A 22,365-nucleotide genomic window follows, 5' to 3' on the forward strand; every position below is an offset into this window, starting at 1 on the left:
CCGGTCTCCGGGCCGCACACCACCGGGCGCCGAGCCCGTCGAGGGGCTAGGAGACGAGCGCGGTGAGGTCCGTCCGCAGAGCGGCGAGCCGTGCGGTGACCGTGGCCGCCCGCTCGGCGGCGTCGCCGTCGGCGGACTGGACGTCGACGTACACCTTGAGCTTCGGCTCCGTGCCGCTCGGCCGGATCATGACCCTGGTGCCGTCGTCGAGCCAGACGCGCAGGACGTCGCTCGGCGGGAGCGCCTCGAACCCGTCGGCGAGGTCGTCGATCCGGGTCACCCGAGCTCCCGCGAGCTCCGTCGGCGGGAGCGCCCGCAGCCCGGCCATGACCTCGCCGATGCGGCTGAGTTCGGTGTAGCGGATGGAGATCTGGTCGCTGCCGAAGGAGCCGAAGGTGTCCGCGAACCGGTCGAGGAGCCCCGCGACGCTCTCGCCCGCCTGCGCCGACGCCGTCGCGAGACCGAGGAACGCGACGGCGGCCGAGATGCCGTCCTTGTCGCGCACGGTCCCGGGGTTCACGAGGTAGCCGAGGGCCTCCTCGAAACCGAAGAGCATGCCCGGCGTCCGGGAGATCCACTTGAACCCGGTGAGCGTCTCGCGGAACTCGAGGCCGTGCGCCTCGGCGACGAGGCGCAGGGCGGGGGAGGAGACGATCGAGCACGCGAGCGTGCCCTCGGGAGCCGCATCGCCGTCGAGTGCGGCACTGGCGGCCTGGGCGGCCCGCCAGCCGAGGAGGAGACCGACCTCGTTGCCGGTGAGTCGACGGAACCCCGAGGGGGCCGCGTCGTCGGGGATCGCGATCGCCAGGCGGTCGGCGTCGGGGTCGTTGGCGATGATGAGGTCGGCGCCGACTGCTCGCGCCGTCGCGAAGGACAGGTCGAGTGCGCCCGGCTCCTCCGGGTTCGGGAAGCTGACGGTCCGGAAGGTGGGATCGGGATCGATCTGCTCGGTGACGAGTTCCGGTGCCGGATACCCGGCGGTCTCGAGGACGCGTCGGGTCGTCTCCCAACCCACGCCGTGCATGGCCGTGTAGACGACGCGCAGCTGGCCGCCCGCCGGGGCGGGAGCGACGGCTGCGGTCTCGGCGACATAGGCGTCGACGACGTCCTCGCCCGCGATCTCGAACCCGTCGCTGCGCGGGAGGTCCTGGACGAGCGCCGTCTCGGCGATGCGCCCGATGTGGGCGGCGATGGCCGCGTCGGCGGGGGAGACGATCTGGGACCCGTGGTGCTCGCCGCCCAGGTACACCTTGTAGCCGTTGTCGGCGGGCGGATTGTGACTCGCGGTCACCATGACGCCGGCCGCGGCGTCGAAGAATCGCACGGCGAACGCGAGGACGGGCGTCGGCAGGAGCCGTGGCAGCAGGATGGCGCGGACGCCGGCACCGGCCATCAGCTCGGCGGTGTCCCCGGCGAACACGGCGGAGTTCTTCCGGCCGTCGTAGCCGATGACGACGCTCGGCGTCACGCCTTCCGGTGCCTGCTCGAGCAGGTAGGCGGCGAGTCCGGCCGCGGCCTGCGACACGAGGACCCGGTTCATCCGGTTGGAACCGGCCTCGATGCGTCCGCGGAGCCCGGCCGTGCCGAACTGCAGACGGGTGTCGAAGCGGTCGTGCAGTTCTGCGACGGCCACGTCGTCGGACACGCGGGCGCGTTCGACGAGGCCTGCCAGTTCGGCCCGGGTCTCGTCGTCGGGATCCTGGGCGAGCCAGGCCTCGGCGGTCGCGAGCAGGCTCGTCGCCTCGCTCACAGGGCCGCGACGATCTGCGCGAGGAGCTTGCTGATCACCGGCTCGGCCGCTTGGCCGGCCTCGATGACCTCGGCATGGCTGAGCGGTGTCTGCTGGATGCCGGCGGCGAGGTTCGTGATGAGCGACATCCCGAGGACCTCCATGCCGGCCTGACGTGCGGCGATCGCCTCGAGCGCGGTCGACATGCCGACGATGTGACCACCGATCGCCTTCGCCATCTGGACCTCGGCCGGGGTCTCGTAGTGCGGACCGCGGAACTGCGTGTAGACGCCTTCGTCGAGCTCCGGAGCGACGCTGTGCGCGATGTCCCGCAGCCGCTTGGCGTAGAGGTCGGTGAGGTCGATGAAGGTCGCACCTTCGAGCGGTGAGTCGGCAGTGAGGTTGATGTGGTCGCTGATCAGCACGGGCGTCCCCGGCGTCCAGTGGTCCTTGATGCCGCCGGCGCCGTTCGTCAGCACCATGACGCGGGCACCGGCAGCCGCAGCCGTCCGGACGCTGTGCACGACGCGGCGGACACCGTGGTTCTCGTAGTAGTGCGTCCGGGCGCCGATGACGAGCGCACGCTTGCCGCTCGGGAGCAGGATCGAGCGCAGGGTGCCCACGTGGCCCTCGAGCGCCGGCTTCGAGAAGCCGACGATCTCCGAGGCCGGGATCGTCGCCGTCGTCTCGCCGATCAGATCGGCCGCCTTGCCCCAGCCGCTGCCGAGGGTGAGCGCGATGTCGTGGCGGTCGACGCCGGTCTTCTCGGCGATCTGGCCGGCGGCTTCGCGGGCGATCTCGAAGGGATCGACATCGGACAGATCGAGTGGGTTCGCAGAGGTTTCGGACATCCTCTCACTCTAGACAGGGGCGGGGCCGCCGCCCAACCGTGGCGACCCCGCTCATCCGCGCACGATCCCGGCCGCCGCAGGCCCGAACGGGTTTGGTCCCGCCCCTGGTGGCGCGCGAGAATGGAGGCATGGCCTACGAGTTCGAACGCAAGCAGCGAGTGGCGATCATCGGAGGCGGACCCGGCGGGTACGAGGCTGCCCTCGCCGGGGCGCAGCTCGGGGCCGACGTCACGCTCGTGGAGCGTTCGGGCGTCGGCGGAGCGGCCGTCATCACCGACGTCGTCCCGTCCAAGAGCCTCATCGCCACGGCCGACGCGGTCGGGGCCATCGGCGAGGCCGCCGACCTCGGTGTGCAGTTCTTCGTCCGTTCGGAGACCACCGGCAAGCCCAGCCGTCCCGAGGTCGCGGTGAACCTCGCCGCCGTCAACAAGCGACTGCTCGGACTGGCCCGCCAGCAGTCCGAGGACATGCGGGCGAGTCTCATCCGTGCCGGTGTCCGCATCGTCAACGGTCAGGGGCGGCTCGACGGACCGAACGAGGTCATCGTCTCGACCGATCTGTCCGCCGGCACCGACTTCGACCGCATCGAGGCCGACACCGTCGTCGTCTCCGTCGGCGCGAGCCCACGCCAGTTGCCCTCCGCCCTGCCGGACGGCGAGCGCATCCTCACCTGGACGCAGCTCTACAACCTCACCTCCGTCCCCGAGCACCTCATCGTCGTCGGCTCGGGCGTCACCGGCGCCGAGTTCGCCTCCGCCTACACGGCGCTCGGCTCCAAGGTCACGCTCATCTCGAGCCGCGACCAGGTGCTGCCCGGTGAGGACGCCGATGCGGCGGCGGTCATCGAGAACGTCTTCAAGCGCAACGGCATGACGGTCCTGTCGAAGTCGCGGGCCGACTCCGTCACGCGGACCGAGACCGGCGTCGTCGCCACGCTCTCCGACGGCCGCACGGTCGAGGGGTCGCACTGTCTCATGGCGGTCGGTTCGGTGCCCAACACCGCCGGGATCGGTCTCGAGGAGGCCGGCGTGCAGCTGACCGATTCCGGACACATCCGCGTCAACCGGGTGGCGCGCACGAGCGTCCCCAACATCTACGCAGCCGGTGACTGCACGACCTTCCTGCCGCTCGCGTCCGTCGCGTCGATGCAGGGTCGCACCTCGATGCTGCACGCGATGGGCGACGCGGTGAACCCGACCGAGATCCGCAACGTCGCCGCGAACATCTTCACGCAGCCCGAGATCGCGACCGTGGGCTGGACCCAGAAGCAGATCGAGGACGGCATCGCCCAGGGCGAGATCTACAAGCTGCCGCTCGCCCAGAACCCGCGCGCGAAGATGATGGGCATCAAGGACGGCTTCGTCAAGCTGTTCGCGCGGACCGGCAGCGGGACGGTCATCGGCGGGGTCATCGTCGCCCCGAAGGCCAGCGAGCTCATCTTCCCGCTCGCCCTCGCGGTCGAGCAGCGGCTGAACGTCGACCAGGTCGCGCGTGCCTTCACGGTCTACCCGTCACTCACCGGGTCGATCACCGACGCGGCGCGCGCCATGCACATCGTCGAATAGACGTCGTCCTCGTCGAACCGTCGCCGAGGAGCTGGACGTCACCGATCGCGGTCCGCGAGCACGATGCGCGCGACGGCGACCCGCGAGCGCACGCCCCAGGCGTGGAAGACGGCGCTGAGATGCTTCTCGACGGTCTTGCGGGAGATGCCGAGGGCCGTCGCGATCTCGTCGTTGGACAGTCCGTCCGCGACGAGTTCGGTGAGGTCCCGCTGTCGGGGCGTGAGCGGTGCGGTCGGGACGGGGACGGCGGTCAACGGCAGTGTGGCCGGGAGCCGTGAGGGGAGCTGGCGGCGGGACACGATCCCGAACGCGGCGAGCACCCGGGTGACGTGCGCGTCGACCGTGCGCGAGGAGAGCTGGAGGACGGACGCGATCTCCGCCGTCGAGTTGCCCTCCGCGGAGAGCAGGGCGACCTCGCGTTCGCGCGGCGACAGTCCGTCCCAACCGGATCCCGCGACCGGCGCGAGACGTCGACCGATCGCCTTCAGCTCCCGGGCGGCGGAGCGGGTCGCGGCGGTGTGTCCGCCGCGGACCGCCTGCTCGGCGAGCGCGGCCAACTCGCGGACGGCCTGCGTCCGGTCGGACATGGCGATCAGGGCGCGCGTCGCGAGGATCTCGCCGATCCCGGCTTCCAGCATGCGGCCGTCGGCCAACGCGCGGGTGGTCGCCGTGCGCGCGAGCGCCAGCGCCTCGGCGGGGCGCCCACGGAGGAGTTCGAGCTTGCACTGCATCCGGAGGATGGCCGGCCCGGGGACCCTGCGGTCGACGTCGGCGGCGATGAAGCCGATGAGGCGTTCCGATTCGACGATGTCGCGGTCGAGGAACGCGCTCGAGACCAGCAGTTCGATCGCGAGGGCCCGGTCCTGGACGGACAGGCCGCTGAAGTCGTTCCCCGAAGCGCTGCGGGCGAGGGCCGCGGCGCCGTGGTCGTCCGCGAGGGCTGCGAGACCGTAGCCGACGAGGAGGTAGCACGTCGTCTGGAAGGCGCCCGTGGGTTCGGGGATGGCCTGACGGACGCGGCGGGCGAGCGTCCTGGTCGCCCCCTGCTCGGCACGGTTCCCGGCGACGAGGCACTGCACGGCCTCCGCGTACAGCGCGGTCGGTCCGCTCCCGGCCCGCTCGAACATCGCGAGCGCGGCGGCCTCGGCCTCGGCGACGCGTCCCTCGTTGAGCAGGAGGCGGGCGAGGACCCCGTCGACGAGTGTCCGGTACAAGCGCCCCGGGGTGGCGGCGATGTCGTCGGCGAACGCGTCGGCGAAGCGCCGGGCGGCGTGGATCAGGACGTTGACGACGGCACCCTCGACGAGCAGGTACCCGACGAGCCAGGCCAGGGTCGGGTCGAGGTCCCCGCCGTCGTCGACGAGGGCGTCCGCTTCCGCGAAGCACCCCTCCAGCTCCGAGCCGGACGAGCGGTCCGACCCGAGGGCCAGCCCGGCGGCTCCGAGCACGAGCAGGCGGGTCGTCCGATCGGAGCCCGTCGAGGCGGCGAGCGCGTCCACCGCGTCCCGGCGACAACCCGCGAAGTCGGCGGTGGTGAACCGGGCGTATGACAGGAGGGCGAGGACGCGGGGATCGGACGCAGCGCCGGGCTCCGCCTCGAGCAGTGCGATCGCACCGGCGGCGTCGAAGTCCGCCACACGATCCAACGCATCTTCGAGGAGGTCGGCTGCTGACACCTGCTCAGCGTATCGTCGCCGGGTCCGATGCGACGCCCGAAGGCGCCGGTCGGGTCAGCTGATGGTGAGGAGCTGGTGACCTGACGAGACCGTGGCACCGACCGTCGCGTCGATCGCGCCGACCGTGCCGTCCTTGTGCGCCGTGATGGGCTGTTCCATCTTCATCGCCTCGAGGACGACGACGAGGTCGCCCTTCACGACGACATCGCCCTCGGCGACCGCGAGCTTCACGATGGTCGCCTGCATGGGCGCCGAGACGGAGTCACCCGTCGCACCCGAGACCACCGCTGCACCACCGCGGCGGTGCGGAGCGGGAGCGGCGACCGGCGCACCGACGTTCAGTCCCAGCTGTCCGCCCGGAAGGCTGACCTCGAGACGCTTGCCGCCGACCTCGACGACCACCGTCGAGCGGGCAGCGGGTGCCTGCTGCGCATCGATGGATCCGTCCCAGGCCTCGATGTCGTTGACGAACTCCGTCTCGATCCATCGGGTGTAGACGCCGAAGGTGCCGTCCTCCGCGGTGAACGCGGGGTCGCGGACGATCTTCCGGTGGAAGGGGATGACGGTGGGGAGGCCGGCTACCTCGAACTCGTCGAGTGCGCGACGGCTCCGTTCGAGCGCCTCCTCGCGGGTACGTCCCGTGACGATGATCTTGCCGAGCAGCGAGTCGAACGCGCCTGAGATCGTGTCGCCGGCCGTGACACCGGAGTCGAGCCGGACACCGGGGCCGCCGAAGGTCTTGAACACGTGGATCGGGCCCGGCTGCGGGAGGAAGCCGCGTCCCGGGTCCTCGCCGTTGATGCGGAACTCGAAGGAGTGGCCGCTCGGCTGCGGGTCGTCGTAGTCGAGGACGCCGCCTTCGGCGAGACGGAACTGCTCGCGGACGAGGTCGATGCCGGTGACCTCCTCGGAGACCGGGTGCTCGACCTGCAGGCGGGTGTTGACCTCGAGGAAGGAGACGGTGCCGTCCTTGCCGATGAGGAACTCGCAGGTGCCGGCACCGAGGTAGCCGACCTCCTTGAGGATCGCCTTCGACGCGCGGTAGAGCTCCGCCACCTGGTCGTCCGAGAGGAAGGGCGCCGGTGCCTCTTCGACGAGTTTCTGGTGGCGACGCTGCAGCGAGCAGTCTCGGGTGGAGACGACGACCACGTTGCCGTGCGCATCGGCGAGGCACTGCGTCTCGACATGGCGTGGCTGGTCGAGGTACTTCTCGACGAAGCACTCGCCCCTGCCGAACGCTGCGATGGCCTCGCGGGTGGCCGACTCGAAGAGCTCGGCGACCTCCTCGCGCTCACGGGCGACCTTCAGGCCGCGACCGCCGCCGCCGAACGCCGCCTTGATGGCGACGGGCAGGCCGTGGACGTCGACGAAGTCGAGCACCTCCTCGGCACCCGATACGGGGTTGAGCGTGCCGGGGGCCAGCGGAGCGCCCACCTTCTCGGCCACGTGGCGGGCGGAGACCTTGTCGCCGAGCCGTTCGATGGCCTCGGGCGACGGGCCGATCCAGATGAGCCCTGCGGCCATGACGGCACGCGCGAAGTCCGCGTTCTCGGCGAGGAAGCCGTAGCCCGGGTGGACGGCGTCGGCGCCGGACCGTCGGGCGATGGACAGGAGCTTGTCGATGACGAGGTACGTCTCCGCGCTCGTCGTCCCGTCGAGGGCGTAGGCCTCGTCGGCGAGACGGGCGTGCATGGCGTCGCGATCCTGGTCGGCGTAGACGGCGACGGAGGCGATCCCGCTGTCCTTCGCGGCTCGGATGACGCGGACGGCGATCTCGCCACGGTTGGCGATGAGGACCTTGGTTATACGTGGCACAGTCCACGAGCCTACCGGGAGGCCCGGGTGAGCCTTTGGCTCACACGCACAAAAAAGCCGCAGGAACGACGTGTCGCCTCTACAAGGACCGGTCGTCAGAGGGCGCCGCGCCGGTTGCGCAGCTCGTGCCAGTCGTGTCCCAGCGTGCGGACGAGACGCCGCAGGGTCGGGAGCGAGAGGCCGACGACGGTCGACGGATCACCCTCGATGCGGGTGATGAAGGCGGCGCCCAGACTGTCGATCGTGAAGGCACCCGCGACCGCGAGGGGTTCCCCCGATGCGACGTAGGCGTCGATCTCGGCGTCGTCGAGGTCGTCGGCGAAGGACACCTCGGCGCTTGCGACCGCGCCGATCCCGACCGGCGAGGCGCCGGTGCAGTCGATGAGCCAGTGACCGGAGTACAGGGTCCCCGTCCTCCCGCGCTGGGCGTGCCAGCGTTCGCGGGCGCGCTCGGGTGTGTGGGGCTTGCCGTGGACGACGCCGTCGAGGACGAAGACCGAGTCGCCGCCGAGGATGAGGTCGGCCGCCTCGCCGCGTTCGCGCACGACGGCCAGAGCGGCTTCCGCCTTCGCACGGGCGAGGAGTGCCACCACCTCGTCGGGGGCGAGCGGTGCACCCGCGGCGAGGGTCGCGTCGTCGACGGCCCGTTCCTCGTCGACCGACGACGGGACGACGATCGGCTCGATGCCACTCGACCGCAGCAGGGCGAGTCTGGCCGGTGACGTGGAGGCGAGCGTGAGGCGCATGACGGTTCCTTCTGCAGTGGACGGTGGACTCCCGGCAGCCGCCCGTGTGACATGCTCGACGCATGAGCACGACGACTGCACGCACCGTGGAACTGGACATCACCAACGTAGCCCACGGGGGTGTCTTCGTCGCCCGGCACGAGGGCCGGGTGGTCTTCGTCCCCGACACGCTCCCCGGCGAGCGCGTGCGGGCGCGCATCGTCGACGAGAACGAGAAGCGCTTCTGGCGGGCGGAGACGCTGGAGGTCCTCACGCCGTCCGAGCACCGCCGTCCGCACGTCTGGGCCGAGGCCTCCGTCGACCGCGAGCCGAGCGAGCGGGCGGGAGGAGCGGAGTTCGGACACATCGAGCTCGCCCACCAGCGTGCGTTGAAGCACCAGGTCCTCGCCGAGGGGCTCGAGCGGTTCGCCGGAGTCGCTCCCGAGTTCACGGTCGCCGCGGTCGAGGGCGAGACGCCCGACGGCACCCGATGGCGGACGCGGGTCTCCCTGCACGTCGACCAGCACGGCAACATCGGTCCCTACGCCTCGCGGTCCCACCACGTCGTCCCCGTCGACGACCTGCCGCTCGCGATCGAAGCGGTCGCTGGAGCGGCCAAGCTCGAGGAGTTGCCGGACGGCACCACGTCCATCGACATCGTCGCCTCCTCGACCGGGGCGGTCCGCGTCCTGACTCGTACGGACGAGGTCGGAGGCGGCGACCGCCGACGCGGTGGCGGGCGAGGTCGACGCGGGGGACCGAAGCCGGTCCGTCCCGCAGCGGACCCGATCCGTGAGCTCGTCGGCGAGCGCGAGTTCATCGTCGACGCGAACGGGTTCTGGCAGGTCCACCGTCAGGCGGCGACGACCCTCCAGCAGGCCGTATCCGCGGCCATCGACGACGCGCGCTTCGACCCGCGCGCCGCGAACCTCGACCTCTACGGCGGCGTCGGCCTCCTGGCCGCGGGCGTGGGGGACCGCTTCGGCGCGACCACCCGCATCACGACCGTGGAGAGTGACGAACGCGCCACCGAGTACGCGGGCGAGAACCTGTCCGAGTGGGTGGGCGCACAGGCCGTCACCGCGAAGGTCGACGCCTTCCTGCGGTCGGAGATCGCGACGGGCAGTCGGATCGAGCGGTCCCGGTACGCCACCGCGACCGTCGTGCTCGACCCGCCCCGCTCGGGCGCCGGCGCGGAGATCGTCGCCATGCTCGGCGAGCTGCGGCCCGCGTCGATCGTCTACGTCGCCTGCGACCCCATCGCGCTGTCCCGCGACGTCGCCCTCCTGGCGGAGCAGGGCTACGAGCTCGACCACCTCGCGGCCTACGACCTCTTCCCCAACACGCACCACCTCGAGGCCGTCGCGGGCTTCTCACGGACGGCTTGAGCGGGCCCGAGCCGACGGAGGCGACTCGCGATCCGGCCGTCGCGCCCGGCGGGTCCGTCACTCGCTACGATGGTGCCGTGGTGACCGTCGCAATCATTGATGATCACGAGTCCGTGCGGCTCGGGATCGAAGCGGTGTGTGCGCACGCCGGGTATCAGGTCGTGGCGAGTGCCCCGACCGCCGTCGAGTGCATCGCCGCGTTGAACGGTGTGGTGCCCGACGTGGTCGTCCTCGACCTCTCGCTCTCCGACGGCAGTACGCCGACCTCGAACATCCACGCGGTGCAGGCTGTGGGGGCACACGTCCTCATCCACTCGATCGCCGATCGGGTCGCACTGGTGCGCGAGGCGCTGGCCGCCGGAGCGTCCGGGGTCATCCCCAAGTCGTCGCCGACGGACACGGTCATCGCCGCCATCGGCACGGTGGCCCGTGGCGAGGCCCTGAACAACATCGAGTGGGCGAGTGCGATCGACGCCGACAGCGATTTCGCGCGGGCGCAGCTTGGTCGTCGCGAGCGCGACGTCCTGCACCTCTACGCGTCCGGCCTGCCGCTGAAGACCGTCGCCATGCAGCTCGGCATCGCCTACTCCACGGCCCGAGAGCACATCGACCGCATCCGGGTGAAGTACGTCGAGGTGGGGCGTCCGGCACCGACGAAGGTCGACCTGCTCCGCCGAGCGGTCGAGGACGGGATCCTCCCCGGCCTCGATCAAGGCGGGACGGATGTCTCCTAGCTTCCGGGCACCGACCAGGCATCCCGCGATCCCCGCGACCACGAGAGATGTCCAGGTTCAGCGCCGGATGCTGAACACCGCGAACTTCGAACGCCTCCTCGGCCGGTCGGTCGCGATCATCGGACTCGTCTTCGGACTGCAGACCGCGTTCACCACGCTCGGTCAGGGCGTCCAGATCACCGGCTGGTTCGGCGTGGTCTACGTCTCGCTCGTCTTCGGGACGATGTTCGGCGCCATCATCTGCTGCCTCTTCCTGTGGCACCACCGCATCGCCTCCGGCGTCTTCGCCGCCGTGTTCTTCGTGGCCCTCCTCATCTGGCCGGCGGTGAACGCGCAGGCGTCGGCGGACATCAACCAGGAACCGTGGATCTGGTACCTCTGCACGATCGCCGTCGCGTTCGCCTGCATCCCGCTGCAGTTGCGGGGGGCCATCGTGTACCTCGTCGTGACCTCGGTCATGTACGGCGTCAACCGCGTCATCGACGCCGACTTCGCGCCGGCGTCCTTCGAGATCGGTGCGCTCGACGCTTCGTACGCGACGATCATCGGAGGGCTCATCGTCGTCCTCGTCGGGCTGTTCCGTGTGCTGGCCGGTCGGGTCGACATCGCAAGGGCGGCTGCCCTCGCCACCTACGACGCGGCCGTCAAGCAGCACGCCACGGAAGTGGAGCGCGTCGAGGTCGATTCGATCGTCCACGACAGCGTCCTCGCCTCCCTGCTCGCCGCGGATCGGGCGCTGACCCCGAAGTCGGAGGCGCTCGCCGTCATGATGGCGCGGGTCGCGATCGAACAGCTCGAGGGTGTCGGAGCGCCGATGACGAACGAGGACGAGGTCACCGGTCTCGCCGAACTCATCGAACGGCTGCGTGCGGCCGCGTCGATGCTCGGTGAACCGTTCTCCGTCACGGTCGAGGGGGCGTCCGGCCGGGTCCTGCCCGTCACGGTCGCGAACGCGGTCTACTGGGCGACGGTGCAGGCGATGGTCAACAGCGTCGAGCACGCGGGTTCGGGAGTGGCGCGGAGCCTGTCCATCGAGGGCACGGTCTCCGGCGGCGTCTGCGTCATCGTCGGCGACGACGGCGTCGGGTTCTGCCCCGAGCAGGTCGCCGAGGAGCGGCTCGGGCTGAAGGTCTCGATCGTCGAGCGGGTCGCCGCGGTCGGCGGACGCTCGACGGTGATCTCCCGTCCAGGTGAGGGTGCCGTGATCCGCATCGAGTGGTCACCGGAGCACGACTCGTGACCCCGGCACCGCGGTACGCCCTCGTCATCCTCGCCGCCCTGTTCTCGGCGTACCACCTGCTCCGCGCGGCACTGACGCTCGAGACACCCCGCGACGTCGTCCCCGTCCTCATCGCGATGCTCGTCTACGCCGTCGCGAGCGTCCTGAGCCTCTGGCCGATGGGCACGACGCGCATGCCGTCGTGGCTCGCGAGCATCAACCTCGCGACCGCGATCGTCGTCCCGTTGCTCGTCACCAGCCAGCTCGACCCCACGCGGAACAACGGCTACGCCACCTGGCACGTCGCGTCGATCGGAACACTGATGACGATCACCGTGGTCCGGCAGCGGGAGGCGGTCGCCTACATCGGGATCGTCTTCCTCACGGTCCAGTCGCTCCTCTGGGCGGGTCCGGGACTGGCGCTCGGGATGGGTGTCACGGGCAGCCTGATCTGGGTCGTCCTCGCGAGTGTGCTCACCCGATCGATCGCCGGGGCGCAGCATGACGCCGAGCGCCTGACACAGGCGGAGCATGCGACCTCGGACTGGCAGGCTGCGCAGTACGCGCACGTGCACGAGCGGAGACGACGCCTCAGCCAGACGGGCCGACTGGCGACCCCGATGCTCCGTACGATCATCGCCAACGGCGGCAGGCTGTCGGTGGCCGATCGCACGGAGTGCCGGACGCTCGAGGCCAGTCTCCGCGACGAGATCCGTGGCCGCCACCTCCTGAGCGACCCGGTCCGGTCCGAGGTGCTCGCGGCCCGGCGGCGCGGCGCGATCGTGAACATGCTGGACGAAGGTGGCCTCGAGGAGCTGGACGCCGGCGTCCTCGACGCGATCCACGAGCAGATCGCCGAAGCGCTCGCCGCCTCGCACGCGACGCGCCTCATCGTGCGGAGCGTCCCGGACGACGAACGCGTCGCGGTGACCGTGGTCGGCCTGCGTGCGGTGCACCGGGAACCGGGCGCGGCTGCGGGTCCGGACGACGACGACGAGGAACTCGACGTCTGGCTCGAGATCCCGCGCGACGGCTCCCGTGCTGGCGTGGGTGCGGTCGGCGTGTCCGACGAGGACTGAACCGCTCCGACGAGGGCAGCGCCCGTCGACAGGCTCAGGGACCGGAACGGCGCGGACACACCTCCTCCGGTCACTGAGCTTGTCGAAGTGCCCACGAGGAACCCTTCGCCGGCGGGTTCAGAACGGTGCGGGATCGGGTGCCGTCCGGTGGTGTTTGCCGTCGGGTGTCGTCCACTCGAGCACTCCGCCGGGTCCGTGGTCGAGGTTCCACCCCGGGAGGTGCTTCATCCGGTGATGATGTCGACACAAGCAGGCGAGATTGCCGACATCCGTCGTGCCGCCGTCCTCCCACGCGACCGAATGATCGAGGTCGCACGCCCGAGCACGCCTCCCGCAGCCAGGTGCCCGACAGGTGCCGTCCCGCAGGCGCACCGCCCGTTGCAGATCGGCCGGGACGCGGTACTGGTTGCGGCCGACGGAGAGGATCGCACCCGTCTCTGGCTGAATGAGGATCCGGGTGAAGCTGGGGGCGTTCACCGCGATACGTGCTGCGGTCTCCGGGTCGATGGGCCCGTAGCCGTCGAGCACGGCCGGGGCATCGCTCACACCGGCCATGCTGAGTGCCGGGACCGTGATCTGCACGGTCGGTTTGATGTGCTCCTGGACCTCGATCGGGTGCGGGAGGACCGGGCTCGACATGACGTCGTCCGGTGTGTCGCCGGTGAGCGCGAGGGCTGCGAGGGCGTCAGCCTGCAATTGTGCGCAGGTGCGGGTGTCACCCGCCGAGCGTGACTCGGCCGCGGCCGCCTCGACCCGCTCGACGATGCCCTGCGCGATGGGCGCCGTGGTGAAGAGATGCACCCAGGCCATGCCGTCCGCTGCGGGTTCGAACTCGACCCGGCGGTCGGCCTCGGAGCGGACCGCTCTAGCGGTGATGGACTCGGGGTGGAGCCGCTCCCGGAGCACTCGGGCGTGCCTGCGGAGGTTCGCGTTGGTGGACGCTTCCGCAACCGGCAGGACTTCCGCGAGGAACACCGCCCGCCCCGCGGTCGGCACGTCACTGAGTTGGTCGATGATCGTCTGCGCGTGCCTGGCCGAGATCCGGCCCGCTTCAAGGGAGGCGAGCACGGCCGGTGCGTCGTTGACGAGCCGCTCGGCGTCGTTTGTCGCCCGCTGGACCGTCTGCTCGGGCGTGCGCGTCGCCATCGCGAGAGCCGCGCAGGTGGATCGGCGAAAGAGGGTCCGGCGTTCCGCCGGCGGGAAGATCGCCGGGACCGTGGCGTCGGCGAAGGCGTCCGCGTAGGCGGCGGAGCGAGCGAGGAGGCGGGCCTCACGCGCGTCGAGGGCTGCCCGCAGCCGTTGGATCTCTGCGTATTCGTCCGAGAACTCCGCGAGGCGTGCGGCGTGCTCGTCGCTCGCGCGCATCGCGGTGAGGGTGGTCTCGGTCATGGGACAAGTCCACCATGGACCACTGACATTCCAGATGCTAAGTCGTCTCGGATGTGGAAGTCTCCTCGTGTGCCCTTCGACAGGCTCAGGGACCGGGGAAGGGTCGCTCGTGGACCGGGAAAGGGTTGCCCAGAGCCGGAGGGAAACCGGATGGACCTCCTCCTCCGGTCACTGCGGTTGTCGAAGTGCCTCCGTGCGCCCTTCGACAAGCTCAGGGACCGGGGAGGGTGCTCAGCGGACCGGGGAGGATGCTTCAGAGGACCGGGGGAGGTTGCTCAGGGACCGGGGGTGCTCCGGATCGGAGGAGGTTGCTCAGGGACCGGGGGTGCTCCGGACCGGGGAGGATGCTCAGGGACCCGGGGGAAGTCGCGCAGGCGGCGGGAGAGGTCAAACGAAAGGAGGGCCAGCACCCGATGCTGGCCCTCCGTGACGTTCGTGGGTCAGAGCGGTAACCCGAATACCGCTCTGACCCGCCCCCGAACTCCTGCCCGCTTACCCTAGATGGAGCAGGAGCTGGTGAAGTGGTCTCGATGAGACTCAACTGTCGAGAATGATCATCCCCCATCAGGGGTACCCCCGACAGTCGGCACTATGGAGGACACGAACGGGGGACAGCACCGCGCGCCACGAGGGGCAACCGGTGGTCGTCCGCCCAGGCGGATCAGCCCGTGAACGCGCGCCAGTGTCCGGGGCCCGCGGTGATCCCCGTACGGAGGTTCCGCCTCGTCCGCTCCCACGTCGACGGGACACGGGGCGCCGGGGCGGTGTCGGCGTCGCGCAGCGCCTGTTCGGCGATCGCGACGCTCAGCACCGCGGTCAGCGCAGCCAGTTCCTCGTCTGTGGGCGCACCGCGCACGATCCGCAGATCGATCGACGACGGCTCGGTCGTGCTCGGCTCGGTGCTCACAGCGGGATGTTCCCGTGCTTCTTGGCGGGCAGGCTCGCACGCTTCGTCCGGAGTGCGCGGAGCGCCTTGATGACCGAGACCCGCGTGGCAGCCGGCTCGATGACGCCGTCCAGCTCGCCGCGCTCGGCGGCGAGGAACGGGCTCGCCACGTTGTAGGTGTACTCGTTCGCGAGGCGCGTGCGCACGGCGGCGACGTCCTCGCCGGCCTCCTCGGCCCGCTTGATCTCGCCGCGATACAGGATGTTGACGGCACCCTGCCCGCCCATGACCGCGATCTCGGCCGTGGGCCAGGCGAGGTTGATGTCGGCCCCGAGCTGCTTAGAGCCCATGACGATGTAGGCGCCGCCGTAGGCCTTGCGCAGGATGACGGTCACCAGGGGCACCGTGGCCTCGGCGTAGGCGTAGAGGAGCTTCGCGCCGCGGCGGATGACGCCGGTCCACTCCTGGTCGGTGCCGGGCAGGTAGCCGGGGACGTCGACCAGGGTGAGGATCGGGATGCTGAACGCGTCGCAGAACCGGACGAACCGACTCGCCTTCTCGCCCGCTTCGATGTTGAGCGTCCCGGCCATCTGGGAGGGCTGGTTCGCGATGACACCGACCGACCGTCCCTCGACGCGCGCGAAACCGATGACGATGTTCGGCGCGAAGAGCGGCTGGACCTCGAGGAAGTCCGCGTCGTCGACGACGTGCTCGATGACGGTCTTCACGTCGTAGGGCTGGTTCGGCGAGTCGGGGATGAGGGTGTTGAGTCGGCGGTCCTCGTCCGTCGTCTCCAGCTCCACCTCGACGTCGAAGACCGTGGCCTCGGACAGGTTGTTGTCGGGCAGGAAGCCGACGAGGGTCCGGGCGTAGTCGAGCGCGTCCGGCTCGTCGCTCGCGAGGTAATGGGCGACGCCCGAGCGGGTGTTGTGCGTGTACCCGCCGCCGAGCTCCTCCATGCCGACGTCCTCGCCCGTGACGGTCTTGATGACGTCGGGCCCCGTGACGAACATCTGGCTCGTCTTGTCGACCATGATGACGAAATCGGTGAGTGCGGGGGAGTAGACGGCACCGCCGGCCGCCGGACCCATGATGATGGAGATCTGCGGGATGACCCCGGAGGCCTGCGTGTTGCGTCGGAAGATCTCGCCGTACTTGCCGAGCGCGACGACGCCCTCCTGGATGCGCGCGCCGCCGGAGTCGAGCATGCCGATGATCGGGACGCCCGTCTTCAACGCGAGGTCCATGATCTTGATGATCTTGTCGCCGGCGACCTCGCCGAGCGAACCGCCGAAGATGGTGAAGTCCTGCGAGTACACGGCGACCTGGCGGCCGTGGATGGTGCCGGTGCCGGTGACGACGGCATCGCCGTACGGCCGTGAGCGGTCCATGCCGAAGGCGGTCGTGCGGTGCCGCACGAACTCGTCGAGTTCGACGAAGCTGCCGTGGTCGAGCAGCTGCTCGATGCGCTCCCGCGCGGTGAGCTTGCCCTTCTTGTGCTGCTTCTCGATGGCGGCTTCGCCGCTCGCCGTCACGGCCTCGTGATAGCGGTTCTTGAGGTCGGCGAGCTTCCCGGCCGTCGTGTACAGGTCAGGGCCGGAGGTGGTTTCGTCGGTCACGCTTTCACCTTACCCGGTGGTCCCCCGGCCGACCCGTTGACGATCGGGTACAAGCGGCGCGCTGATCCGTTGTCGGCATCGTCCAAGCATGCCGGTGGGCGACGCGGGCACCGACGACCGGCCTCAGTAGGGTTGTGCCATGGATCTGCCCCTCGCCGCCGCCCTCGTCCCACGCCTCGAGATCCTCGCTTACGCCGGCTCCACCAACGACGAACTCGCCCGACGCGTGCGCGAGGACGGCGGCGCCGCGTGGCCGGACCGCGCGGTCGTCGTCACCGACGACCAGCGCGGGGGACGAGGCCGCCTCGGTCGCGTGTGGACGGTGCCACCCGGCACGTCACTCGCCGTCTCGGTCCTGCTCCGGCCGGTCACTCCGTCGGGTGATCCGCTCCCGCTGCAGGCCTACGGCTGGCTCCCGCTCCTCGCGGGTGCGGCGCTCGCGGAGTCGCTCCGGGAGCTCGGGGTGCCCGCCGACGTGAAGTGGCCGAACGACGTGCTCATCGGCGGTCGGAAGGTGTCCGGCATCCTCGCCGAGCTGCTGCCGAGTGGGGACGCGGTGATCCTCGGGACCGGTGTCAACCTCCGTCAGCGTGCCGAGGAACTGCCGACCGACCGGTCCACCTCGCTCGCGCTCGCCGGTCTCGTCGATCCTGACCCGGACACCGTCCTCGTCGGCTACCTGCGCGCGTTCGGCACACTGTACGACGCCTACCTGGCGGCGTGCGGTGACGCCGAGGCCAGCGGGCTCCGAGCTGCGGTCACCGAGCGATGCGTGACGTTGGACAGCTCGGTGCGGGTGGAACTCCCCGGCGGCGACATCCTGACCGGGACGGCCGAGCGGATCGACGCCGACGGGCGGCTCGTCGTCCGACCGACCGACGGTGGTGCGCCGGTCGCGGTGGCGGCCGGCGACGTCACGCACGTGCGCTGAGCGTTCCCGCCTGTTCGGTGAGGGACCGGCGTGCGAGTACCGTCGCGCCGGAGACGGCTGCCGGCATGACCAGCACGGACAGGACCGGCACGAGGAAGAGGACCGCGACCGTCATCCCGAAGCCCAGGGTGCGGGCGCGTCTCCTCGCGAGGGTCCGGCGGCGGTCGCGCAACGACAATCCCCTCGCGTCGAACGCGTAGCCCGTCAGCTCGAGGGCGAGGAACCAACCGCTCACGGCGAGCCCGAGCACCGGGACCACCGTCTGGCCGACCACCGGGACGAAGCCGAGGAGGAAGAGGACGGCCGCCGTCGGGATGGTGAGCATGAGCAGGCCGAGTGCCCGGGTGACACCGGTGAGGAGTCCGCGCCAGGCGGACTCACCCGACTCCGGAGGAGCGTCGCCGAGGGTGCGTTCGACGTCGGCCCAGATCCGCTCGTAGAAGGGGTCGCCGACGAGGAGCGTCGCTGCGGCGTAGGCGTACAGCATCACCACGACGGCGACGGCCACCAATGCCACCGCTGCGGCCACCCGGATGGACGAGCGGTACGGCTCGTCCCAGGTGTCGGCGAACGGTGTCGCCCAGTCGACGATCGTGGCGGCGTTGACGCCGAGGAGGACGAGCAGCGCGATGAACACGACGCCCACGATCGCGGCGGGGACCATGCCGAGCAGCATGCGCTTCGGCGAGGTACCCCAGAGGCGGAACCCGCCGAAGAGGATGCCGATCCCCTCGAGGAACGACCCGACGACGCCGGGGTGCTGCGCCGTCGGTGCGGTGCTGTCGGCCGGTTTCACGCCTTCATGCTAGCCGGGCGGCCGATGCACGCATGCTCGGGATCGCCGACGGGCGGGGTGGGAGCAGGCGGCGGGTTGCCGCGACTGCTAAGAATGGGAGTATGGCTGATCCCGGTATGACGGGGCCGGGCAGGCCGGCTCCTCCCGCGGCGGCGACCGAACGTGTGGTCGCACGCCTGCGTCCGCATGCCCGGCGGCTCCTGCTCCCCGCCCTCCTGCTCATCGCGGTGAGCGGCGCCGGTGCGTACTTCTTCGGCTCGTTCGACCTCGAGTGGCAGAACTGGGCCGTCCTCATCGGCGGCGGGGTGATCGTGCTGGTCGCCTGCGTCCTGCCGTTCATCGCCTGGCTGTCGGTCCGCTACGTGATCACGACCCGGCGACTGATCGTCCGTCGCGGGTTCTTCGTGCGGACGCGCCAGGAGCTCTACCACGCCCGCGGCTACGGCATCACGGTGCACAAGAGCTGGGTGCAGAGCGCCTTCGGGAGCGGCAACGTCCGGGTGACGAGCGGTGGCGAGGTGCCCGTCGTCCTGCGGGACGTGCCCGGTGCGGTCCTCGTCCAGAACGCCCTGCACGAGCTCGTCGCGGAGAACCAGAGCATCGCCGCGCCGTACCCGGCAGCACCGCCTCCGATGCAGCAGCCACCGGTCCGACGCTGACCGGTGCGGGGCGCGCCCGGCCGGTACGATGTTCGAGTCGGGGCACCCGTTGATCCGCCTCAGGATCCGCCCGTCCCGCCTGCCGAAACGAGACCCGCCGGCCGGTCGCCGGAGAGCTGGAGTGAACCCATGAGCATTCGCGTCGGAGTGATCGGCGGCGGTCAGCTGGCCAGGATGATGGTGCCTGCGGCCGTGAACCTCGGACTCGACATCCGGGTGCTCGCCGAGCAGGAGGGTATGTCCGCCCGGCTCGCCACCGTCGAGGTGGGCGACTACCGCGACGCCGACACGGTGCTCGCCTTCGCCGAGACGGTCGACGTCATCACCTTCGACCACGAGCACGTGCCACAGCAGGTCCTGCGGGCGCTCGTCGATGCCGGTGTCCAGGTACACCCGGGACCGGACGCGCTCGCCGTCGCCCAGGACAAGCTGCTCATGCGCGAACGCCTCACGGAGCTCGGACTGCCGGTGCCCGACTGGGCGCGCGTGCACGATCAGGAGGAGCTCGCCGCCTTCCTCGCCGAGCACGGCGGGAAGGGCGTCGTGAAGACGCCACGTGGTGGCTACGACGGCAAGGGCGTCCGCGTCGTCCACGGACCGAACGAGGTCGACGACTGGTTCACGGCGCTCTCCGAGGACGCCAACGGCGGAGCACTGCTCGTCGAGGAGCTGGTGTCGTTCCGGCGCGAGCTCGCCCAGCTCGTCGCCCGGCGCCCGTCCGGCGAGGTGGTGCCGTGGCGCGTCGTCGAGACCGTCCAACTCGGCGGGGTGTGCAGCGAGGTCATCGCTCCGGCGCCCGGCTCGGCTGGTCGGCTCGCCGACACCGCGGAGGAGATCGCCATGACCGTCGCGACCGCGCTCGGGGTGACGGGCGTCCTGGCCGTCGAACTCTTCGAGACCGACGACGACCGCCTGCTCATCAACGAACTCGCCATGCGTCCGCACAACAGCGGGCACTGGACGCAGGACGGCAGCGTCACGAGCCAGTTCGAGCAGCACCTGCGGGCCGTCCTCGACCTGCCCCTCGGCTGGACGGGCTGCCACCGCGATTGGACCGTCATGGTGAACGTCCTCGGCGGGCCCGCGGAGGGGACGCTCGACGACCGGTACCCGCAGGTCCTCGGTGCGCACCCGCTGGCGAAGGTGCACAACTACGGCAAGGACCCGCGCCCCGGGCGTAAGGTCGGCCACGTCAACGTCGCCGGCGACGACCTCGACGACGTCGTGTACGAGGCACGGGCCGCCGCGGCGTTGCTCGGAGCCGAGAACGCCTGACCGCCCTTCGACAAGCTCAGGGGCCGGGTGAGGGCCTCAGGGGCCGGGTGAGGGCCTCAGGGGCGGGGTGAGGGCCTCAGGGACCGGGCCGGGGAGCCCAGGGACCGGGCGGGGCCCGCCCGGGGATCGGTGACCGGTCCCTGAGCCTGTCGAAGGGCCCTGCTCACGAGCCCGCAGCGCCTCAGTACACGTCGCGGATGTAGCGCTTCTCGCGCTTCAGCGTGTGCACGTACTCGGCCGCGGCCTCCGTCGAACGCCCGCCGTGTTCGGCGATGAGCTCGTGCAGCGCCTGGTCGACGTCCTTCGCCATCCGTGAGGCGTCACCGCAGACGGCGAAGTGGCCGCCCTCCTCGAGCCAGGCGTAGAGCTCCTTGCCGTTCTCGCGCATCCGGGTCTGGACGTACACCTTCTCGCGCTGGTCGCGGGAGAACGCGAGGTCCAGACGGTCCAACACCCCTCCGGTGAGCAGCTCGCCGAGTTCGTCCTCGTAGATGAAGTCGTGCGCTCGGTGCTGGTCGCCGAAGAACAGCCAGTTCCGACCCGTCGCCCCGCGCTCGCGGCGCTCCTGGAGGAACGAGCGGAACGGCGCGATCCCGGTTCCCGGGCCGACCATGATGAGCGGTGCATCGTCGTCCGACGGCACCCGGAAGCCCGCGTTCGCGGAGACGAAGATCCCGCTCGTGGCACCCTCCGCGACCCGGTCGGCGAGATGCGTCGACGCGACGCCGCCGTGCAGACGGTCGCCGACCGCGTACCGGACGCTCGCGACGGTGAGGTGCACGCGCCCGTCGGCCGCCAGCGGACTGGACGAGATCGAGTACGCGCGGTGCTGGAGCGGACGCAGCACGTCGAGGAGCGAGGCGGCGTCGAACCGGACCGCGGTGGATCGCAGGAGGTCGAGGATGTCGCGGTCGCGCAACCAGGAGTCGAGCGTCTCCGCCTGGGCGAGCGCGAGGATCCCCGCCAGCTCCGAGCCCGGCGCGCGGTCGGCGAGCTCGGCCACGAGGTCCTTCGACGGGGTGCGGATCTCGAACCCGTTGGTGAGCCGGTCCGCCAGGGTCGAGCCATCGACCGACTCGTCCGCGGTCGCGTCCAGTTCGGCGATGATGGCGTCGACGAGCGCCGGGTCGTTGCTCGGCATGACGCCGAGGGCGTCGCCGGCCGCGTATTCGATGCCGCTGTCGCCAAGGTCGAACTCGTAGTGCCGGATCTCCTTCGACGAGGCGGGCCCGGACAGGACGCGGTTGACGGCGAGGGTCGCGCCGTACGGCGTCTTGCGGGTCCACGGTGAACGCGTGCGGCCGGGCTTCTTCGCCGGTTTGGCCGCCGGCGCGGGAGCGGGTGCCGCATCGGCATCCGTCGGGGCGAGGGCGCCGAACAGCGACAGCGCCTGCGTGGTCCACGCCGCGGCGGGCTCCTCGTAGTCGACGTCGCAGTCCACGCGGGCGAGGATGCGTTCCGCGCCGAGCTGCTCCAAGCGCGTGTCGATGAGCTTGCCCGCCTGGCAGAACCCGTCGTATCCGGAGTCGCCGAGCGCGAGCACGGAGAACTTCAGGCCGTCGAGGCGTGGTGCGGTGCTCGCCTGAAGCGTCTCCCAGAACAGTCCGGCGTTGTCGGGCATCTCACCTTCGCCGTACGTGGAGGTGATGACGACGACGTGTCCCATCGTCGGGAGCCGGTCGACCTCGACGTCGTCGAGCCCGATCGTCGTCACCGCCACGCCGTAGCCGGAGGCGGCTCGGCCGAGATCCTCCGCGATGGCCTCCGCGGTGCCCGTCTGCGTCCCGACGAGCACGTGCAGGGCGAGCTGCGGCGTGCGGCCACCTGCGTCGGTGGCGTCGATCGCGCTGGAGCGGACACCGGCCAGGAAACCGGCGAGCCAGACACGCTGCTCGGGGCTGAACGGTGCGTCCGCCGGGATGAACGGGTCGTCGGCGCTGCTGCCGAGCGCGGCGAGCGCCTCGAAGAGCACCGGGCTCGATCCGATCGCCGTCGGTGTCCGTGTCTCGGTCATGATCCCCTCCGGGCC

At 70.8% G+C, this 22,365-nt stretch carries 18 protein-coding genes; 8 read left to right on the forward strand and 10 right to left on the reverse strand.

All coding sequences use genetic code 11. The features are described from left to right. Nucleotides 1–46: 46 nt before the first annotated feature. Both QRN44_RS13700 and QRN44_RS13705 read right to left on the reverse strand, forming a co-directional pair. Entirely contained in the window at nt 47–1,750 is a 1,704-nt protein-coding gene (locus QRN44_RS13700) for a phospho-sugar mutase (RefSeq protein ID WP_285039397.1), read from the reverse strand. Beyond that, nucleotides 1,747–2,580: a purine-nucleoside phosphorylase gene (locus QRN44_RS13705; RefSeq protein ID WP_285039398.1), complete on the reverse strand. Its 834-nt coding sequence runs from the start codon at nt 2,578–2,580 to the stop codon at nt 1,747–1,749. The genes QRN44_RS13700 and QRN44_RS13705 overlap by 4 nt, the downstream gene beginning before the upstream one ends. Nucleotides 2,581–2,708: 128 nt before the next feature. Between QRN44_RS13705 and QRN44_RS13710 the strand changes: the two genes are divergently transcribed. After that, nucleotides 2,709–4,145, forward strand: coding sequence for an NAD(P)H-quinone dehydrogenase (locus QRN44_RS13710; protein ID WP_079002871.1), 1,437 nt, complete (start codon nt 2,709–2,711; stop codon nt 4,143–4,145). A gap of 38 nt (nt 4,146–4,183) precedes the next feature. Here QRN44_RS13710 and QRN44_RS13715 read toward each other — a convergent pair whose 3' ends face one another. From QRN44_RS13715 to QRN44_RS13725, 3 genes are all read right to left on the reverse strand, one after another. After that, nucleotides 4,184–5,821 (reverse strand): helix-turn-helix transcriptional regulator, encoded by a 1,638-nt coding sequence (locus QRN44_RS13715; RefSeq protein ID WP_285039399.1) that lies wholly within the window; start codon nt 5,819–5,821, stop codon nt 4,184–4,186. 54 nt (nt 5,822–5,875) lie between these two features. Beyond that, nucleotides 5,876–7,636 (reverse strand): ATP-binding protein, encoded by a 1,761-nt coding sequence (locus QRN44_RS13720; protein ID WP_121291919.1) that lies wholly within the window; start codon nt 7,634–7,636, stop codon nt 5,876–5,878. A gap of 95 nt (nt 7,637–7,731) precedes the next feature. Next, nucleotides 7,732–8,382, reverse strand: coding sequence for a Maf family protein (locus QRN44_RS13725; RefSeq protein ID WP_175118204.1), 651 nt, complete (start codon nt 8,380–8,382; stop codon nt 7,732–7,734). Nucleotides 8,383–8,444: 62 nt separating this feature from the next. On the opposite strand from QRN44_RS13725, the gene QRN44_RS13730 reads away from it, so the two are divergent. From QRN44_RS13730 to QRN44_RS13745, 4 genes are all read left to right on the forward strand, one after another. Next, entirely contained in the window at nt 8,445–9,749 is a 1,305-nt protein-coding gene (locus QRN44_RS13730; protein WP_071262521.1) for a class I SAM-dependent RNA methyltransferase, read from the forward strand. 77 nt (nt 9,750–9,826) lie between these two features. Further along, entirely contained in the window at nt 9,827–10,483 is a 657-nt protein-coding gene (locus QRN44_RS13735; protein ID WP_064294846.1) for a response regulator transcription factor, read from the forward strand. A gap of 67 nt (nt 10,484–10,550) precedes the next feature. After that, the gene (locus tag QRN44_RS13740) at nt 10,551–11,723 is read left to right on the forward strand and encodes a sensor histidine kinase (protein ID WP_079002866.1); all 1,173 of its coding nucleotides are present in this window, start codon (nt 10,551–10,553) and stop codon (nt 11,721–11,723) included. Then, nucleotides 11,720–12,781 (forward strand): DUF8320 family protein, encoded by a 1,062-nt coding sequence (locus tag QRN44_RS13745; RefSeq protein ID WP_285039400.1) that lies wholly within the window; start codon nt 11,720–11,722, stop codon nt 12,779–12,781. Before QRN44_RS13740 ends, QRN44_RS13745 begins: the two co-directional genes overlap by 4 nt. A 117-nt stretch (nt 12,782–12,898) precedes the next feature. Here the strand turns inward: QRN44_RS13745 and QRN44_RS13750 are convergent, their stop codons facing one another. From QRN44_RS13750 to QRN44_RS13760, 3 genes are all read right to left on the reverse strand, one after another. Continuing rightward, nucleotides 12,899–14,170, reverse strand: a complete 1,272-nt coding sequence (locus tag QRN44_RS13750; RefSeq protein ID WP_285039401.1) for an HNH endonuclease signature motif containing protein — start codon at nt 14,168–14,170, stop codon at nt 12,899–12,901. A 661-nt stretch (nt 14,171–14,831) separates the two neighbouring features. Continuing rightward, nucleotides 14,832–15,077, reverse strand: a complete 246-nt coding sequence (locus QRN44_RS13755; protein ID WP_285039402.1) for an acyl-CoA carboxylase subunit epsilon — start codon at nt 15,075–15,077, stop codon at nt 14,832–14,834. After that, nucleotides 15,074–16,675, reverse strand: a complete 1,602-nt coding sequence (locus QRN44_RS13760; protein ID WP_071262519.1) for an acyl-CoA carboxylase subunit beta — start codon at nt 16,673–16,675, stop codon at nt 15,074–15,076. Before QRN44_RS13760 ends, QRN44_RS13755 begins: the two co-directional genes overlap by 4 nt. 139 nt (nt 16,676–16,814) lie before the next feature. On the opposite strand from QRN44_RS13760, the gene QRN44_RS13765 reads away from it, so the two are divergent. Continuing rightward, entirely contained in the window at nt 16,815–17,606 is a 792-nt protein-coding gene (locus tag QRN44_RS13765) for a biotin--[acetyl-CoA-carboxylase] ligase (protein ID WP_285039403.1), read from the forward strand. Here QRN44_RS13765 and QRN44_RS13770 read toward each other — a convergent pair. Beyond that, nucleotides 17,590–18,402 carry an EI24 domain-containing protein gene (locus QRN44_RS13770; protein ID WP_121291906.1) on the reverse strand — a complete coding sequence of 271 codons (813 nt, stop codon included), beginning with the start codon at nt 18,400–18,402 and terminating at the stop codon, nt 17,590–17,592. The two genes, QRN44_RS13765 and QRN44_RS13770, sit on opposite strands and share 17 nt — an antisense overlap. 101 nt (nt 18,403–18,503) lie before the next feature. On the opposite strand from QRN44_RS13770, the gene QRN44_RS13775 reads away from it, so the two are divergent. Together QRN44_RS13775 and QRN44_RS13780 are read left to right on the forward strand one after the other, a co-directional pair. Then, nucleotides 18,504–19,061, forward strand: coding sequence for a PH domain-containing protein (locus QRN44_RS13775; protein WP_231884331.1), 558 nt, complete (start codon nt 18,504–18,506; stop codon nt 19,059–19,061). Between the two features lie 129 nt (nt 19,062–19,190). Next, the gene (locus tag QRN44_RS13780; protein ID WP_285039404.1) at nt 19,191–20,336 is read left to right on the forward strand and encodes a 5-(carboxyamino)imidazole ribonucleotide synthase; all 1,146 of its coding nucleotides are present in this window, start codon (nt 19,191–19,193) and stop codon (nt 20,334–20,336) included. Nucleotides 20,337–20,517: 181 nt separating this feature from the next. Here QRN44_RS13780 and QRN44_RS13785 read toward each other — a convergent pair whose 3' ends face one another. Beyond that, nucleotides 20,518–22,350, reverse strand: a complete 1,833-nt coding sequence (locus QRN44_RS13785; protein WP_285039405.1) for a sulfite reductase subunit alpha — start codon at nt 22,348–22,350, stop codon at nt 20,518–20,520. Nucleotides 22,351–22,365 lie beyond the last annotated feature (15 nt).

The organism is Plantibacter sp. lyk4-40-MEA-4 (assembly GCF_030209415.1).
Lineage (GTDB): Bacteria > Actinomycetota > Actinomycetes > Actinomycetales > Microbacteriaceae > Plantibacter > Plantibacter flavus_A.

Coding starts and splice junctions, on each gene's coding strand:
- QRN44_RS13705 (WP_285039398.1), bottom strand. CDS start 2,580: ATGTCCGAAACCTCTGCGAACCCACTCGATCTGTCCGATGTCGATCCC.
- QRN44_RS13710 (WP_079002871.1), top strand. CDS start 2,709: ATGGCCTACGAGTTCGAACGCAAGCAGCGAGTGGCGATCATCGGAGGC.
- QRN44_RS13725 (WP_175118204.1), bottom strand. CDS start 8,382: ATGCGCCTCACGCTCGCCTCCACGTCACCGGCCAGACTCGCCCTGCTG.
- QRN44_RS13730 (WP_071262521.1), top strand. CDS start 8,445: ATGAGCACGACGACTGCACGCACCGTGGAACTGGACATCACCAACGTA.
- QRN44_RS13740 (WP_079002866.1), top strand. CDS start 10,551: ATGCTGAACACCGCGAACTTCGAACGCCTCCTCGGCCGGTCGGTCGCG.
- QRN44_RS13750 (WP_285039401.1), bottom strand. CDS start 14,170: ATGACCGAGACCACCCTCACCGCGATGCGCGCGAGCGACGAGCACGCC.
- QRN44_RS13765 (WP_285039403.1), top strand. CDS start 16,815: ATGGATCTGCCCCTCGCCGCCGCCCTCGTCCCACGCCTCGAGATCCTC.
- QRN44_RS13775 (WP_231884331.1), top strand. CDS start 18,504: ATGGCTGATCCCGGTATGACGGGGCCGGGCAGGCCGGCTCCTCCCGCG.
- QRN44_RS13780 (WP_285039404.1), top strand. CDS start 19,191: ATGAGCATTCGCGTCGGAGTGATCGGCGGCGGTCAGCTGGCCAGGATG.
- QRN44_RS13785 (WP_285039405.1), bottom strand. CDS start 22,350: ATGACCGAGACACGGACACCGACGGCGATCGGATCGAGCCCGGTGCTC.